General features: G+C 30.3%; 13 protein-coding genes, 1 tRNA gene and 1 pseudogene. 12 read left to right on the top strand and 3 right to left on the bottom strand.

Going from position 1 to position 18,189, the window contains the following annotated elements; all coding sequences use genetic code 11:
• Positions 1–13 precede the first annotated feature (13 nt).
• Complete coding sequence (locus BUA92_RS17485) at positions 14–379, top strand: zinc ribbon domain-containing protein (RefSeq protein WP_073021723.1); 366 nt, start codon at positions 14–16, stop codon at positions 377–379.
• 29 nt (positions 380–408) lie between these two features.
• Here the strand turns inward: BUA92_RS17485 and BUA92_RS17480 are convergent, their stop codons facing one another.
• Entirely contained in the window at positions 409–1,296 is an 888-nt protein-coding gene (locus BUA92_RS17480) for a phosphatidylserine decarboxylase (protein WP_073021720.1), read from the bottom strand.
• Between the two features lie 304 nt (positions 1,297–1,600).
• Here BUA92_RS17480 and BUA92_RS17475 point away from each other — a divergent pair, with 304 nt between their 5' ends.
• The 5 genes from BUA92_RS17475 (at position 1,601) to BUA92_RS17455 (ending at position 9,003) form a co-directional block, all read left to right on the top strand.
• The gene (locus BUA92_RS17475; RefSeq protein WP_073021718.1) at positions 1,601–2,167 is read left to right on the top strand and encodes a TetR/AcrR family transcriptional regulator; all 567 of its coding nucleotides are present in this window, start codon (positions 1,601–1,603) and stop codon (positions 2,165–2,167) included.
• Between the two features lie 236 nt (positions 2,168–2,403).
• Complete coding sequence (locus BUA92_RS17470; protein ID WP_073021716.1) at positions 2,404–5,304, top strand: YhgE/Pip domain-containing protein; 2,901 nt, start codon at positions 2,404–2,406, stop codon at positions 5,302–5,304.
• A gap of 132 nt (positions 5,305–5,436) precedes the next feature.
• Positions 5,437–6,420 (top strand): DUF4003 family protein, encoded by a 984-nt coding sequence (locus tag BUA92_RS17465; protein ID WP_083553575.1) that lies wholly within the window; start codon positions 5,437–5,439, stop codon positions 6,418–6,420.
• A 15-nt stretch (positions 6,421–6,435) separates the two neighbouring features.
• Positions 6,436–8,055, top strand: a complete 1,620-nt coding sequence (locus BUA92_RS17460; protein ID WP_073021714.1) for a DUF2207 domain-containing protein — start codon at positions 6,436–6,438, stop codon at positions 8,053–8,055.
• A gap of 87 nt (positions 8,056–8,142) precedes the next feature.
• On the top strand, positions 8,143–9,003 hold the full coding sequence (locus BUA92_RS17455; protein ID WP_073021712.1) for a pyridoxamine kinase: 861 nt from the start codon (positions 8,143–8,145) through the stop codon (positions 9,001–9,003).
• A 45-nt stretch (positions 9,004–9,048) separates the two neighbouring features.
• Here the strand turns inward: BUA92_RS17455 and BUA92_RS17450 are convergent, their stop codons facing one another.
• Positions 9,049–10,128, bottom strand: a complete 1,080-nt coding sequence (locus BUA92_RS17450; protein WP_073021711.1) for a tetratricopeptide repeat-containing glycosyltransferase family 2 protein — start codon at positions 10,126–10,128, stop codon at positions 9,049–9,051.
• 200 nt (positions 10,129–10,328) lie between these two features.
• Here BUA92_RS17450 and BUA92_RS17445 point away from each other — a divergent pair, with 200 nt between their 5' ends.
• Positions 10,329–11,696 (top strand): bifunctional glycosyltransferase family 2 protein/class I SAM-dependent methyltransferase, encoded by a 1,368-nt coding sequence (locus tag BUA92_RS17445; RefSeq protein WP_083553574.1) that lies wholly within the window; start codon positions 10,329–10,331, stop codon positions 11,694–11,696.
• A gap of 229 nt (positions 11,697–11,925) precedes the next feature.
• Here the strand turns inward: BUA92_RS17445 and BUA92_RS17440 are convergent.
• Positions 11,926–12,915 (bottom strand): annotated as a pseudogene (locus BUA92_RS17440) (exosporium glycoprotein BclB-related protein); the annotation flags it as partial.
• 244 nt (positions 12,916–13,159) lie between these two features.
• Between BUA92_RS17440 and BUA92_RS17435 the strand changes: the two are divergent.
• From BUA92_RS17435 to BUA92_RS17415, 5 genes are all read left to right on the top strand, one after another.
• A tRNA-Arg gene (locus tag BUA92_RS17435) sits at positions 13,160–13,234 on the top strand.
• A gap of 500 nt (positions 13,235–13,734) precedes the next feature.
• Positions 13,735–15,030, top strand: a complete 1,296-nt coding sequence (locus BUA92_RS17430) for a sensor histidine kinase (protein WP_073021709.1) — start codon at positions 13,735–13,737, stop codon at positions 15,028–15,030.
• A gap of 147 nt (positions 15,031–15,177) precedes the next feature.
• Positions 15,178–16,296, top strand: coding sequence for an efflux RND transporter periplasmic adaptor subunit (locus tag BUA92_RS17425; RefSeq protein WP_139259374.1), 1,119 nt, complete (start codon positions 15,178–15,180; stop codon positions 16,294–16,296).
• Positions 16,286–17,008: an ABC transporter ATP-binding protein gene (locus BUA92_RS17420; protein WP_341413346.1), complete on the top strand. Its 723-nt coding sequence runs from the start codon at positions 16,286–16,288 to the stop codon at positions 17,006–17,008. The genes BUA92_RS17425 and BUA92_RS17420 overlap by 11 nt, the downstream gene beginning before the upstream one ends.
• Positions 16,971–18,155, top strand: coding sequence for an ABC transporter permease (locus tag BUA92_RS17415; RefSeq protein ID WP_073021707.1), 1,185 nt, complete (start codon positions 16,971–16,973; stop codon positions 18,153–18,155). The genes BUA92_RS17420 and BUA92_RS17415 overlap by 38 nt, the downstream gene beginning before the upstream one ends.
• The last annotated feature ends 34 nt before the right edge of the window (positions 18,156–18,189 follow it).

Raw genomic sequence — 18,189 nt, 5'->3', positions numbered from 1 at the left:
AGGTGGGATTAGCATGTTTTTTATAGGGATCTTTGGAATAGATAGAAGGCATAAAGAGATAAAAGAAATTAAAGATGTTTCATGCAAAGAGTGCAAGGATGGAACTTTAAAGTTATACAAAGAGTATTCTTTATTTCACTTTTTCTTTTTACCTTTAATTAAGTGGGGAGAAGAGTATTTTATATTTTGCAGTAAATGTGGAACTACATATGAACTTAATAAAGAGAAGGGTAAAAATGTAGAAAAAGGGATAGAAGAGATTAATTATTGGGATTTAAAAGTTCTAAAAAGAGGCGTAATAAAAACTTATTGTGATAACTGTCATAAAGAACTTAATGAAGATTATGAGTTTTGTCCATATTGTGGAGAAAAGATTTAAGCAGTACTCAGGGGAGTACTGCTTAATTTCTATATTTTTTTACCTATTGTTTCGCCCATTAAAACCTTAGTTTCATATCCTAAAGCAGTTTGAGCTAGGATATCTCCATCTATTTTTAAGGTATCCTTTTTAAAGAATAAAATTGTAGTAGAACCTCCAAATTTAAAGTAACCTTTTTCAGATCCTTTTTTAACGGGTTTTCCTGTTTTATAGGTTTGAATTATTGTTCCAACACAGGTAGCACCTACTTCTACATGTACGATGTCATCAAAGTTTTCAGATTTAAATATACTCCATTCTCTTTTGTTTTGGCAGAAAAGTTTAGGTATTCTCTCTAAGGCTATAGGATTTACTGAATAATAGCCTCCATTAATAAATCTACTTTCACCACATACACCATTATCTACAAAATGAAATCTATGATAATCAGTAGGGCATAATCTTAATATTAAACATACCCCACCATCATATTCTTTAGCCACTTCATCATCTTGAAGAAGTTCTTTTAAGGAATATGTTAATCCCTTAATTTGAACTAGTTTATGCATATCTATATTTTCAAAAGCACTTAATCTTCCATCACCTGGAGACACTAATATATTAGGGTTTTTATCGATAGGTCTAGCTTCTTCTTTTAGCTCCCTAATAAAAAAGTCATTAAAACTATTAAAATCAGATGCTTTTTTTCTGCTTTTAGTCATATCTATATCAAAATCATTTATAAACGAGTTTATCTTTTTTATACTTCCTCTTGTATCACAGTAAGAGCCATATATTTTAGAAAATAGCTTTTTCTTTATCAAAAGCTCAGTTATATTTTTCCCTACAGGAGAAGAGTAAGACCATTCGATGTATTTTCTACCAGCCACCTTTTCTTCTTCATATTCTTTAGTTTCTCTATTATATACTTTTATCATAATTTGCCCTCACTTTTTAAATATTATAGACTTAATTTTAACATAATATATATAAAATATTAATACTCAATAATAATCATGTATAATAAAAGATAGGGTCTAAATCTTTGATTTAGCTTTCAAAGACTTACTCTGTGAGAATTTAATAGTTATTCATAATTTAAAGTGATATAATTAATATACTTATATGTTTAAATATACTGACTAGTTATCAAGTTGAACTATCTAGGGTTGTACCAATTTTACTTACTATTTTGTGGTGCCGTAGCTAGATATGAGACAAAACATATGGAGAGGATGCGGAATGAATAAAACAAAAAAGTCGATCTTTGATGCGGCTATTAAAATCTTTTCTAAAAGCGGATATAATGGTGCTACCATGGACGAAATAGCTCTAGAAGCAGGGGTAGCAAAGGGAACCTTATATTATCATTTTAAAAGTAAAGAGGAAATCTTTAGATTTATTATAAACGAAGGTTTAGGAATATTAGCAGATAAGGTTAACTATGTTGAAAAAAATGAAAATCCTATAGATAATCTTAAAAATATTTGCAGAGCTCAATTAGCAGCGCTATATGAGAATAAAGACTTTTTTAAGGTTTTATTAAGTCAACTATGGGGACAGGAAATAAGACAATTAGAACTTAGACAACAATTAAGAAAATATGTAGACAGGATAGAACTTTATATAAAAGATGCAATTAAGAAGGGCTATATAAGAGAAGGAAATGCTAATTTCATGGCCTATGCCTTTTTTGGAAGTCTGTTATCTGTTGCTGTATATGAAGTTATAAATATAGATCATATTAATTTAGATGAGATTGTAGATAATCTTGTATTATACAATCTTAAAGGATTAGAAAAAAGATAAAAAACATGAGTATTAAATTTTACACATAAAGCTTGCTGAAAGTCATCAGTAGCTTTATGTGTTTTTTGTTTTTATAAGTAAAGATAATCAAAGAAAATTAAAGAAATATAGATTAAATACAGAAAATATACGATTACTTAAACTAAAAATAAAAGAAATTATGCTTTACAAGAAAAAAGTTTAGATGCAAAATATAACTGACTAGTCAGTACAAAAAAGCAGTAAGAGGTGAAGTTATGAATTTCTTAAAAATAGTTAAAGAGGATCTATCATCAATATATAAAAATAGATTCTTGAGATTTGCAGTAGCGGGAATAGTAATCGTACCATTACTCTATAGCTTACTTTACTTAGCTGCCTTTTGGGACCCTTATTCAAGAATGGATAAGCTTCCTGTTGCGATTGTTAATCTTGACAAAGGTGCAACAATGGACGGAGATGAAGTAAACTACGGACAAAATGTTTGTGATGAGCTAAAAGATAATAAGGATATGGGGTGGAGATTTGTAGGTTATGAGGATGCAGTTGATGGTGTAAATGGAGACAAATATTATTCAATGTTTGTAATTCCTGAAAATTTTTCAGAGAATGTCACCAGTGCAAAAGCTGATACTCCTGTAAAAGCTGATATTATCTATACTTCTAATAACAAGAAAAACTTCTTAGCATCACAAATAGGAGGAAAGGTAGAAGATAAACTTAAAGAACAAATTACTCAAACCATATCAAAAGAATATGCTAAGGTTACTTTTGAACAGTTTGATACAGTAAAAGACGGCATGAATAAAGCTGCTGATGGAAGTAAACAAATAGCGGATGGAATGAGTACATTAAAAGAGAACATACCAACATTAGAGGATGGGGTTGGTAAACTTTATGACGGATCTAAACAGTTAAATGACGGAATAGGGGTGCTTAACTCTAAAGTTTCAACAATAAATCCAGCAGAACTTGTAAAGGTATCTAGATATTTAAATGATGATAATGTAGCTAAGTTAAAAGGAGCTATAAGTGTAGCTAATAAGTTTCAAAACATGGATTTATCTGATTTAGATAAAATTAATCCTGAAACAGTTACTCTTATAGAAAAAAGCTATACTGACATACAATCTTTAGGTAACTCAAAGGGATTAAATTTAATAATGGCAGAGCCTTCTATACAAAACTTAGCTGAGCAACTTAATCCAAGCAATCCTCAAGGTATAATATCTTTACAACAAAAAATGCAAGGGTTAAATGTTCTAGTTGATGATGCAAATGTTCTAAAAGCACAGATAACAGCTTTAGAAAGCCAAGTTCCAAAGGAACTATTAAATCAAGATTTACAAACTCAAATAGTGAATTTAAAGCAGGCTATAGCATCAGTAAATACTTTAAGTGAAGCTAGTAAACTTATAAGCAAAGAGGATACTCAAATGCTTTTAGGAATACTTAATAATCCATCTTCAATAGTTAATACACTTGGAGATGTAAATACAAAACTTCAAGGTATAAACAAACTTTATGAGAGTTTATCTCCAACTGATCCAGATGCGCAAGCAAAACAACAACAATTCCAACAAGGCTTTGGTGCTGTAGTTTTAAAAATGCAAACCGCAGCTAAAGGTGGACAAAGTGTTGAATTAACCCCACAAGAAACTGGTTTAGTATTAACATATATTAATAACATGAATCAGTTAACTGAAGCTTTAAAAGGTTATAAACCAACTTTTGATAAACTAAATACAGATGTAGCTAAATATTCAAAAGTTATAAATAGCAAGCTAACTTTAATGCAAGCAAACCCACAAAGCGTTGAGGCATTAAAGAGTTTACTTACAAACTATGATAGTACTATGGCTTTAATAAATAGTGAGAAACCATTATTAAATTCTATAGACAAACTAATAACTCCAGAGAACATGAAGAACTTACAAGGAGTTATGACAACAGTTAATAAAATAAAAGTTGATTTAAATAATAATGAGCAAACTATAAATGAACTTACTACTTTAGCTAACGGATTATCAAAAACTATGAGCAATAAAGATGTTCAAGCTTTAATACCACAATTGCAGTCAATTCAAAATGATTTAAACACTGCAAAACCATTATTAAATGGCTTGAATACAGACAAAATGACTAGTCTACTCAACGATAGTCCTAAATATGTAGCTATGATAAAGACAGTTCAAAATGATGTAAAAAATAATCAAGAGTTATTAAACAAGGCTAACAATGCTTTAACTTCTGGAAATGTTAATAAAGCAAAAGAACTAATAAATAGTGTTCCAACCTTAACAGGTGGAGTTAAGCAGCTATATGAAGGTTCTTCACAGTTAACAAATGGACTTGGACAACTTCAAGGAAATATACCAGAGTTAAAAGATGGTGTGGTTAAGCTTTCAGATGGTTCTAATGAACTTTCAACAAGTTTAAAAGATGGCGCTGATAAGCTAGATGATAACTTAGTTAATACTCCAGAGGAAATGGGAACATTTATTTCAGAGCCAGTAGTTATGGATAATAAGATTATAGATGAAGTTAAAAATTATGGAACAGGATTTGCACCTTACTTTATCCCATTATCATTATGGGTTGGAGCTCTTATGATGTTCTTTGTAATATCACCTAAGTCTAAGGAAGAGAGAGAAGGCAAAGAGGTAAGTTCAACATCTGTAGTTTTAGGAAAGTTTGTAATTTATGGTGTTGTAGGAGTAATCCAAGCTGTTTTAGCAAGTTTAGTTGTTTTAGGTTTAGGATTAAATCCTTCAAATTTACCTATGTATTTCTTCTTTAATATACTTATGTCATTAACATTTGTAGCTATGATGCAGTTCTTTATAAGTACATTAGGAGATGCAGGAAGGCTGATAGCTATAGTTTTACTAATACTACAATTAACAGCTTGTGCAGGAACATTCCCACTTGAGGTAGTTCCAAACTTGTTTAAAGTATTAAATCCATATATGCCATTTACTTATGCAGTAAAAGCATTAAGGGAAGCCATATCAGGAACTGATACTTCAGTAATTGTACAATGTTCAACTATTTTTGGAACAATATTAGTGGTGTTTGTAGGTTTATCAGTAATATTGAGAAGAAAAGGTAATATCATACAAAGTAGATTAGAAGAAATAAAAAGCCAAGCAATGTAATAAAAAAAGAGCACTCAATTAAAATGGAGTGTTCTTTTTATTTATGGTAAAATATTGACAAGAGATAAAACCAATGATAGTATAAAACTTATAAAGAGTTAATAAATAACTCATAAAATGGAGTGATAATTTGTGAGAGTAGAGTTACAAGAAAAATTAGAATTACTAAAAGATAATTATAGTGATGCTAAAAAAGAATTTAAATGGGATATGGCTATATTTAATCATTTTATAGCACTAAGTTATGCTAGCAAAGGTAAGAGGGCAGATACAGAAAAAATTAAAGAAATAAAAACTTATATTAAAGATAATACTGGCTTTTTTTCGAAATTTAGAGGGAACAGCTTATCTTTAATGTCATTACTTTTGTCTTTTGAGGAAGATTATAAAACTACCTTTAAAGAGATAGAAGAAATGACAATTAAACTTAAAGAAAATGGAATAGCCTCCTATGAATATAGTCCAATGATAGCATACACATTTTTGAAGAATTCTAATAAAGAAAACATGGACGAAAATATTCAAAGAGCTAGATTATTTTATGAAGATATGAAAGATAATCATGTGTTTTTGACATCTAAGGATGACTATGTTTATGCGGCTTTATTAGGATGTACAGATTTAGATGTAAAAGGAACTTGCGATAAAATAGAATATATATATTATAAATTGCACAGTATTGGATACAGTAGGAGCAATGGACTTCAGACAGTATCTCATATTCTATCACTGAGAGATGACTATGAGTTTAGGGTAGAACTGTTTAATCAGATAGTAGTTAAGTTAAAGCAATTAAGGGTTAAAGTTAATAGTTATAATCTAGCTTCCATAGCAGTAGTTGCTTTAATCGTTGATGATTATTCAGAGATTTGCAATGAAATACTAGAAGTATATGAAGATATAAAAAATGCCAAAGGTTATAAATATGGGGTGCAGGCACATATAAAAACAATGTTTAGCTCTATTTTAGTTACAAGTATATATACAGATGAAAAAAATAAACTTATGGATATATCATCAGGGTTAACAATGCAGCTAATTGCAGTTGCTCAGCAACAGGCTATGATGGCAGCCGCATCTGCAGCAGCCGCTTCAGCGGCTGCATCATCATCATAAATTGAGGAGGTTTTTATGAGAGTTATTAGTAGAAGTATGGCTATTTTTATATTAGGGATTATAGGATTTTTTGTTTTTCTAAGTCCAAGTAATACTTGGGCAGCATCCAAGGAATATTATATTTCAAATATAAATATAGAAGCTAAAGTCGATGATAAAGGTAATATGAATGTTGAAGAAACCTACAGATACAATTTTACAGGAAAGTTTAATGGGATAAAAAGAAACGTAAAAACTAAAGGTTCTGATGGGGTTGAGGATGTTAAGGTATCCATAGTAAATAATAACAAGGATGAATTTATAAATGAAAGTAATAGCGAAAACAACAATACTTTTCAGTTAAATAAATCAAGTAGTGAAACTGAAGTAAAGATATTTAGCCAAAGTCAAGATGAAGAAAAAGTGTTTAAGATAAGGTACACATTAAAAAATGTAGTAACCAGTTATAGTGATTTATCAGAGCTTAAATGGGTGTTTTTTGAGAATGAAGATGATGTAAAAATAGATAATATTACTGTATTCTTGACTCTTCCTAATGAAATCACAAAAGAGGTTACTTATAGTGGAGAGGGTCCCAAAAGAGGAGAATTAAGAAATATTGACAATAAATATATAAGGCTTACTTTAAATGATATGGAGAATAATGACGTAATAGGAGCTTCGGTATTATTTCCATCAACTTGGATTAATACTTCTAAAGTAGTAGATAAAACCTATGATGAATACTCTAAAGAGGCTAAAAAACAAAAAACAATTACCACAGTTGTTATAGCTTCAGGAATATCAATAGCAATACTTTTAATAACTATTCCTTTATATTTAAGTAGTAAGCGTAGAAAAAAAGCAATAGATAAATATAGGGAAGATTATGTATTCTTTAACGGAAATCTATATGAAGATATACCATCAGATTTAACTCCTGCATTAGTATCTATATTAGTAAATGGAAGAATAGATATAAATGATTTCCTAGCGACGATATTATACCTCTCAAACAAAGGAATAATAAAATTTGAGGGGAATTACAGTGAAGATGACTATGAAGATGTCTCTATATCAATAGATGAAAATCATAGCTCGGCTTATCTTTTAGATAGTGAAAAGTATTTAATAGGCTGGTTAAAAGGATATATGAAAAATGGGAAGGTTAAACTTTCAAAATTACAAGAGGTATCTAGGAGTGAAAGCTTTAGAGAGGAATACTCAAGCTGGGAAAATGTAGTTGATATAGATGCTGAAAATCTTAATTTCTACACAAATATTTTAGGAAAGCAGATATTAACAAATGAGTATGAGGATGAAAGACTTAAGTGGAGAGCTTTTGAGAGATACTTTACTAACTTAAATGATGTTGATGATTTAAAGGACTTAAACATATGGAGCAGAATATTACCTTATGCTATAGCTTTAGATATATTTGAGGATGTACAGGATTTTATAAAAGGAGATTCAAATTATTATGATTCATATAATCCTATGTATAACTATGGATTTATGTATTTCTATGCAAGTAGTTATCATGATAATTTTAACCACAATTTCTCTAGCTCAGATAGCAGCAGTTCCACAAGTAACTTCTCCGGTGGAAGTGGAGGAGGAGGCTTTGGTGGCGGAGGGGGAAGTAGTGCCTTCTAAAATCTCTTAACTGTGATATAATTTAATATATATTTTAATAGTGGATATATGTGTTATTATCCACTATTTTCTTTGGAGGAGTAGGATATGAAAAGAGTTGCAGCTGTTCATGATTTGTGTGGATTTGGAAAAGCTTCTTTAAATACAATTGTACCTATATTATCTTCTATGGCAATTCAAGTGTGTGCTGTACCAACTGCTGTGTTGTCTACTCATACAGGCGGGTATAAGGATATTGCTGTAAGAGATTTAACTGAATATATGGAGGAGCATATAAATCATTGGAAGAAGTTAAATTTGAGTTTTGATTGTATATATTCTGGATATTTAGGTTCTCCCAAACAAGCAAAAATAATAAAAGAGTTTATAGAATACTTTAAAACTAAAGATAATATAGTTTTAATTGATCCTGTAATGGGAGATGATGGAGAACTATATTCATCAATAACAAATGAAATGGTCTTAGAAATGAAAGATCTAGTATCACATGCAGATATTATAACACCTAATGTAACAGAAGCTTTAATGATATTGGGTAAAGAATATAAGGACAAAGAAGATTTATTATATTGGAAGGAAATTTTGATTAACCTAGCAGAATTTGGTCCTAAAAAAGTTGTATTAACCTCTGTAAAAGTTTTTGGTAATGAAAATGTATTTACTTTGGCTTATGACAAAGATTTAAATAAATTCTATAAGGTTGAGACTCAGCATATAAACATATCATTTCCAGGAACAGGTGATACCTTTGCATCTATAATGCTTTCATACATACTAAAAGGGGAAAGTTTTGATAAAAGTGTGAGTAGAGCCTGTAGCTTTATATATAAGCTTATAGAAGAAGGTAAACAGCATGTAGAAGATATACGTGAGGGATTACCATTGGAAATGTTTTTAAAAGAACTTATTTTGGATGATTATTATTTAATAGATTCTAAAGAGCTATAATAAATAGAAGCCCTCTATTATGATTTTTAGAAGGCTTCTATTTATTTATTTTAATTGTGTAGCAAGGTATTCTCTATTATGAATTACACTTTGGTTATTAGGAATGTATTTTGCAGCAAGTTCATTATGAAGGTTTGCTTCTACAAATTTACCTTGTCTAGAATAACAAACACATAATTGAATATGAGGAATCCAGGTAGAATAGCTAGCTTGAACTAAAGCAAGGGAACCTTTATTTTCAGGTAGTTTTGTAGCTAAGTCATACCAAAATATAGCTTGATCTAATTGATTGCTACTAAAGAAATAATAAGCTACTTTACAACAAAAATCAGCTCTAGGTATATCATACTGGAATGTTTTTAAGCAATAATGCATAAAGCTATCCATATCTTTCTTTTTAGCATAACATTCAGCTATATTTGAACAAGCTGTTTTATTATCTTCAACCCATCCTTGTTTTGAGTTTATAAATTTTTCATAATAAGTTATAGCCTCATCAGTTCGATTGTTATAATAAAGCTCATTAGCAAAATAAAATGTATCTCTTGGAGAAAACTCTTCTCCTCTTTCAGCTCTTGCTTCAAAAATTCTTAAGTTTCTATTGCCGCTAGATTTAAGTTTCTTGTGATATACGTTAATATCAGCGCTATGGATATTACCATACACAGATAGATACTCGTGAACTGGCCCTATCCACTCGAAGTTATTGCTCCTTTTTACAAGTCTATTTCTCCTAAGTTGGCTTGTAGCATTGCCATATTCATCTTGACCTAAAATATAGTTCATAGTTACTGAATCTATAGTTGTGTCAAAATTACTTTTTAAATTTATAAGTTTATTTACGTCTTCCTCTAATAAAATGTCGTCCGCATCTAACCACATAATATAATCTTTAGTGGCCTTACTAAAAGAAAAGTTTCTAGCCTTTGCAAAATCATCAATCCATTCAAAATCATAAACCTTAGCACCAAGCTCTTCTACAATACTTTTAGTATTATCTGTAGAACCAGTATCAACTATTATAATTTCATCTAAAGCATTTCGAACGGAGTTTAGACATCTTGCAATAACATCAGCCTCATCTTTTACTATCATACATAAACTTATAGATATTTTTTCATTCATAAGTGCACCTCTTTTGTAATTTATAAAAATACTTTCAAAGTATATTATGAAATTACTCTATAAATGTACACTGTAAATCCTTCCAAAATAATATGAAAGGCTAAGAAAATACAATTTATATATTTAAATTATAAATTTAATGAACAGGTAAGGAGATATAATAATAATTTATATAGTAAGTAAAATTTTTGGAGGAAAAAATGAAAACTAGTATAATCATATTAACTTATAATAAACTTGAATACACAAAACAATGTATAGAAAGTATTAGAGAATTTACAGAAAAAGATTCATATGAATTAATCGTTATAGACAATAATTCAACTGACGAAACACCTAAGTGGTTAGAAGAGCAAGAGGACATAATAGCAATATTAAATGAAGATAATAAAGGGTTTCCTAAGGGATGTAATCAAGGAATGGAGATAGCCACAGGAGATAATATATTACTTCTTAATAATGATACTGTAGTTACAAAAAATTGGCTTGAGAATTTAACTACTGCTTTATACAGTGATGAAAGTGTAGGGGCTGTTGGACCTGTTACTAATAACTGTTCTAATTTTCAAAATATAGCTGTGAATTATAATAATCTAGAAGAAATGAAAGTGTTTGCTGAAGAATATAATAAATCCAATAGCGAAAATTGGGAGCATAGACTTATATTAATAGGATTTTGTTTACTTGTTAAAAAAGAAGTTGTAGATAAGATCGGACTCCTAGATGAAAGATTTTCGCCAGGGAATTATGAAGATGATGACTATTGCTTTAGAATTACTGAGGCAGGATATAAACTAATTTTATGTAAAGATACCTTTATTCATCACTATGGAAGCCTAAGCTTTAGCGCAGATTTAGTAGCTTTTAATCATTTAATGGCTACTAATGGAATTAAATTTAAAGCTAAGTGGGGTTTTGATGTAGGCTATTCATGTGGAGTTAGAAATGACATTATAGGACTTATAGATTCACCAAAAGATAAGGCGATAAATGTATTAGAGGTTGGATGTGCTTGCGGAGCTACATTAATAAGAGTAAAAGACCTTTATAAAAATGCTAATATATATGGGGTAGAGTATAATTTAAATGCAGCAAAAATTGCTGGGAAAAATGTTAAGCTGCTAGGATATAATATAGAAACTGATAAAATAGAATGTGAAGAGGAATTTTTTGATTATATTATATTTGGAGATGTACTAGAACATTTACATGATCCTTCTAAAGTATTATTAGATTTAAAGAAGTTTCTAAAAAAGGATGGCTTTGTAGTAGCTAGTATACCAAATGTTATGCATTATAGCGTTATAAGAGGACTTTTAAATGGAAACTGGACTTATGAGGATGCTGGATTACTAGATAGAACACATTTAAGATTTTTTACTTTTAATGAAATTAAAAAGATGTTTATTAATACGGGCTATGTTGATAGATTTTATCTAAAGGTATTTATAGGAAGAACTCCTCAAGACGATGAATTTATTAACAAAATATCTCCATTAATTGATGATAGCTTAAAATGGCAATTAGATGCATATCAATATCTTGTTAAAGCTCAAAGAATAAACTAAAAATAGGAATATTTTTAATTAATAGATAATATACATGTATAAAATACGTATATATTATCTATTTTTTTATTTTTTAGATAAGTATAGTTTACAGTAAATGAATTTGATGAAGCTGAGAAAGAAGGAATCTAATATAGAATAAAAAAACATCCTTTTAGAAATAGGTTTCTAAAAGGATGCATGGTTAAATTATTTTAGATTCTTATAGTTATTATAAACTATAGAATAACTAGTTGATAGTTAAACCTGCACTTGCATATCCAAGTACTGTATTTATTAGTGTTACTCCAGCAGCAGTTGCTGAGAATACTAATAGAAGACGAGTCTGAGCGGTTACAGGAATAGCTAAACCAGTTGTAATTCCGTTACTTACAGCTCCTATAGCTACTACACCAGTTAATGCTGGTGCTAAAGTTACACTTGCGCCAGCAACAGCAGTAAAGGTATCGTTAGGTGTAGGTGAACTAAATAATTGAGCTGTAACTGTTATAGTAGTTCCTACAAGTGTTAAGGCCGCTGCTGTACTAAAGTACGCTGAGATAGAAGTAATTGTTCCATCACGAGGAGCTGAGAATGCAAAATTATTAATACCAGTTAGATCTATAGCACCACCAACTATACTTATACCTGTTTCAGATGAACCAAATCCAATAATACTACTAGTACCAACCAAACCACCTGCTATAGTAGTAAGTGCAGCAGGTGTACCAGAAGCAAATGGGATTATAGCACCTGCAGCAGTAGCACCAGTAACACCAGTAACACCAGTAGCACCAGTAACGCCAGTAGCGCCAGTAGCACCAGTAACGCCAGTATCTCCAGTAGCACCAGTAGCACCGGTAGCGCCAGTAGCACCAGTAACACCAGTAGCACCAGTAACACCAGTAGCACCGGTAACGCCAGTAGCACCAGTATCGCCGGTAGCACCAGTAGCGCCAGTAGCTCCGGTAGCACCAGTAACACCAGCAAGACCAGCAGCACCAGTAGCACCAGTATCGCCGGTAGCACCAGTAGCACCAGTAACACCAGTAGCGCCAGTAATACCAGGATCACCAGTAGGGCCAGTAGGACCAGTAACTCCGGTAGCACCAGTAGCTCCGGTAGCTCCGGTAGCACCGGTAGCACCAGTAACACCAGTAGCGCCAGTAACACCAATACCAGGACCAGTAGGACCGGTAGGTCCAGTAGCACCAGTAGCGCCAGTAGCACTAGTGGCACCTCTAAAAACAAGTGTGCAGCAAGCATTATTGCAACAACCATTATTTAATCTATATACCATATTTAAAAGTACCTCCTAATATATAATTAGAAATAAAATATCTCCTATATATAGATTATGGAATTTGGTGAGATTTGCCACATTTTATAATAAACATAGACATTTTTAATTTCTGATAACAAATATAAATAGGGTGAAAGTTGACATAAGGAAAACAATGTATTAGAATTTAATAGTAATTTATGTCCTCATAGTTCAATGGATAGAACAGTCCCCTCCTAAGGGACAAATGTAGGTTCGATTCCTACTGGGGATACCAAGAACCAAAAAGCCGATTTAAACTCAAAGTTTAAGTCGGCTTTTTCATATTAAGATTGTTAAACTATTAAATTATAACAACGAAACTCGAACATTAAATCCAAATAAGTAAATTATATACAGAAAAATTGAGAAAATAATTATTAAACACAAATTAAATAGAATTTTAACAAAAAAATAGTGAATATTCACACTATTTTAGTGTACAATAGAATTAAGATACACACTTATAAAATAAATGTGTAGAAAAGGGGCCATAGGAAATGTATCAGTTTTACTGAACGTTATCCTATGGTTTTTTTTATCTGTATTATTACCATATAAGCTATTTCACGAATTACTTACAAAAACTAAGAGAAAAAGAGATAATACAAGAAAAAGATTAATAAATCATTTAAGAAGATATTAAATAACCTATTTAATGGTTAATAATAAGTTGTGATGAAAATATTAATGGTTTATAATGTAATAAAGTAATAAATAGAGGAGAATATAGGATATATGCCCATATACATACAAATTTTAATAACTGTATTATTAATATATGTGACAATAATAAATCTAGTTAGCTACAAGCTAAGTCTTAAAGATCTTTTTATAATGATATTAGCTGCGGAGCTTATTGCAATACCTGTGGCTCAAATAGAAGAGTTTTTAGCCGTAATTCCAATGATAGTAATAACAGGGGTTATTTTATATAAATATGATAAGAATCTTATGATAAGCATAATAATTCCAATAGGGGCAGTACTTATAGGAGTGGTTTCAGATTATATAGTTAGTAATACCTATATATCCTTATTTGGTATAAATGTAACTAGAGGAAATTTTGATATAGGAGTTGCCTTACTAGAGTTTTTTATATGCATAACCATAAGTAAGGGTATAGGATACTTATTAAATAAAAAAATCAAGTTAACTAATATAAATCTAAAAGGAAGGTATGGAGTACTTATAGTTTTAAGCTTACTATTAACATTGATTATTTTCTATACAAACATTTATTTAGGTAGCAAGGCTGGCTTTAATGAAGATGTATTAAGAGCTAATGGAATTTTATTTTTAACTTACTTTATTTTATTGGGAGTAATTCTTTTTGTATTAATTAGAAGCTTAACTAAGGAGTTAGAGTTTAGAAATAAACAAAAGGAGTTTGAGAATCTAAAACAATATACTGAGAGTTTGGAAAAGCTTTATTCTGATATGAGAGTATTTAGACATGATTATATAAACATAATATCATCAATGATTGGATATATAGATAATAGAGATATGGACGGATTAGAAAGACATTTTTATGAAAATATAATTCCTGTAAGTAAAAGTATGCAAAAAAAGGATTTTAAAATCGGAGCAATAAAAAATATTGATATACCCGAGATAAAAGGAATAGTTTCTTCTAAGCTTATAAGAGCGCAGGAATTGGGATTGGATGTTCATGTAGAGGTAGTTGAAAACATAGATGATGTAAAGATGAATATTATAGATTTAAGTAGGATATTAGGAATTTTATTAGATAATGCTATTGAGGCATCTAAAGAAAGTTTAGAGTTTAAGTTAAAGCTAGCATTTATTAAAACAGAAAAAGCAATAATTATTGTAATCTCTAATAGCTATAAGGACAAAAATATTTCGCTAAATAAAATATTTAAACCCAATTATTCTACAAAGGGATCAGGAAGAGGAATTGGATTAAACAATTTAAAAAAGATAATAGATGATTATGATAATGTGTTTTTAGAGACAAAGATGATAGATAATTACTTTATACAAGAGCTACAAATAACTAATACCTAAGATAAAATCTCTGAAAAATTTTTCAGAGATTTTTTAAAAAGTGACGTTTATTACAGAAATACGTACGTTTACTGCATAATCACCACAAAATTTTACAAATATGTTACATTAAAATAATATACATATAATAAGACAAGGGGGATATTAATGAAGAAACTGAAAAAAAACCACATAATATTAATAGCTATAGCAGCTATAATTTTAGCAACCAGTATAGGATTTTATTTATTAAAGAAAAATATGCATACAAATGAGAAGGCTAAAATAAACACCTATACAATATCATCAGGAGAAAAGGTATTTGTTAATGGTATCATTGGTCCAGAGGGTACTGAAGATATATATCTAGATGCAACAAAAGGAAAAATAGATAAGGTTTCAGTTAAAGATGGACAAGTAATTAAAAAAGGAGATAACCTGTTTACTTATAAAAATGAGCAGGTAACTGAACAAATTAATCAAATTAATTCTCAATTAAAGGCAAGTAAATCCCAAAGGGAAGAGCTTTTGGCACAAAAAAAGGCTCAAGAAGAGGCTATTAAAAATCAAGCTTTATTAGCAAGTCAAAATCCAACAGAAGACAAAGCTACTAATACATCAAACATTAATAGTAGCCTTATATCTACAGCAAGCATAGACAGTCAAATAAGTGCGTATGAGGAGCAATTAACTTCACTTAAGAATAAAGAATACTCAAGCATAAATGCACCTATAGACGGAAGAGTTATACTACATGGTGAGTCTAACAATATGACGAGTCCATATATAACTATAGAATCTGTTAATTTTTATATCAAAGGAACTGTTAATGAAAAGGATCAACCTAAATTAAAGGAAAATCAATTGGCAGAAATAATAATCTTGCCTACAAACCAAAAAATAACTGGAAAAGTTACTACAGTAGGAAACAGACCAGTAACTAATAATATAGCCATTGCTAATGCAGCCACAGCAACTGCTGGAGCAAATATTTCTAACTATGATGTAATAATAACACTGGATTCCCAAGAAAATTTAACTAATGGATTCCATGTACAAGCTACCATAAAGTTAGATGATAAAGGAATAGAAATACCTAAGGCTTCAATATTAAAAGAGGGTGAGGAGTCTTATGTTTTCAAGGTTGTAGATAAAAAATTAGTTAAACAAGTTATAGCCTACAGCGAAGATGGAGAAAAAGCAATAGTTACAAGTGGTCTATCAGAAGGTGATGAAATAGCAGAAAACCCTAATGATGAAATGAAAGAAGGGATATCTGTTGAGTAAGGTTATAGAGCTTAAGAATATAGATAAATACTATAAATTAAAAGGCGATAGATTACATGCACTAAAATCTATAAATTTAGATATAGAACAGGGAGATTTCTTAATGATTATGGGTAAGTCAGGTAGTGGTAAGACAACCCTTCTAAATCTTCTTGGTTTTCTAGATAGCTTTGATAGTGGTAATTATATATTTAATGGGAAAGATGTAACTAACTTAAATGAGAATGAAAAATCAGAATTTAGAAATGAATATATGGGCTTTATATTTCAACAGTTTCACCTTATAGAATCATTAACAATAGGGCAAAATGTTGAGTTACCACTGCTTTATAAGGGGAATATACCCCATAAGGAAAGAGATAAAAGTATAGAAAAATATCTAGACATGGTTGGATTATTAAATAAAAAAAATCAGATACCTACAGAATTATCAGGAGGTCAGCAGCAGCGTATAGCAATTGCTAGAGCTCTAATAAATAACCCCTATGTAATATTTGCAGATGAACCTACAGGAGCCTTAGATAGTAATACAAGCACAGAGATAATGAACATACTTAAAAAGCTTAATGAAGAGAATAAAACTATAATAATGGTTACTCATGATGAGGATCTAGTTAAGTATGCAAATAAAGTAATAAATATAAAAGATGGGGTTATAACAAAGGGGATAGGATATGTCGATAATAAGCTTAATCAAAACAGCGCTCTATAGTTTAAGATCTCATAAACTAAGGGCATTTCTAACCATGATAGGGATAATAATAGGAATAAGTTCAGTAGTAACTATACTTTCTATAGGAAATGGGCTTAAAGCTGAGGTTCTGTCATCAGCAGAAGATACCAGTGCAAATAAAGTAAATATGTACTTTCAAGCAGAAAATATAGGAGCTGATACAAGCCTAATAGAACCATTTAATAAAGATGATATATATAATATTCAAAGAATCCAAGGAGTGCAACAAGTAGAGGCAGCTCAAGGCATTCTAGCAGGATTAAATTTTATAACTAGTGAAGCAAGTTATTTTGATAAAAGAAATTTTATCATGCTAAATTCCTATAAAGACAAAAAGTTAAATATAGAGTATGGAAGAAATTTTAGAGATGGCGAAGAAGATAAGAAATTAATAGTACTAGATAAAAATGTTACTAAAGAGCTGTTTGGTTCTCCAGAAAATGCTTTAGGAAAGGCTATAACAATAGGAGGATATAACTATGAAGTTATAGGAACATTAGCTGAAGCTGGGATGCTCTCATTAGATGGAGGGTCAAGCTACATATCGGAAGAAGCCAAAAAGTCTATGACATCAGAAAGTGCTATTAATGCAATAGACATTTATATTAAACCTAATGAAGATAAAGATTCAGTTCTTGAAGATATAAAAAAGGAATTAAAGAGTAGCCACCCAAACATACAGGGAACGTATGAGGTACAAGATCCTCAAGCTATAACAAAAGCTTTTGAGAAAATTATAGATGGATTAACAACCTTTATAGCTTTAGTTACTGGAATTTCCTTATTCGTAGGAGGAATAGGCGTAATGAATATAATGTACGTATCAGTAACAGAAAGAAAGCGAGAAATAGGAATAAGACGAGCTATAGGGGCTAAACCTAAGAGTATTATGCTACAATTCTTATTTGAAGCAATAATAGTAACAGGAACAGGCGGACTTATAGGAATAGGCTTTGGATATATAGTATCAAGGATAGTAGGAGCATTTTTACCATTTACCCCAGTATTAACTGTAAGTAGTTTTATAGGAGCAACTTTAACATCAGTTATAGTTGGAATAATATTTGGTATAATACCAGCCTACAATGCTTCAAAACTAGATCCTATTAAAGCAATATATATGTAAAAAATATAAGGGCAATTACTTGGCGTAGTTAAGT

The sequence above is a fragment of the Clostridium intestinale DSM 6191 genome, assembly GCF_900130055.1.
In the GTDB taxonomy this organism is placed as follows: Bacteria; Bacillota; Clostridia; order Clostridiales; family Clostridiaceae; genus Clostridium_T; species Clostridium_T intestinale.
Note: the sequence above shows the minus strand (reverse complement) of the source record. Positions and strands in the feature narration are given on the sequence as shown.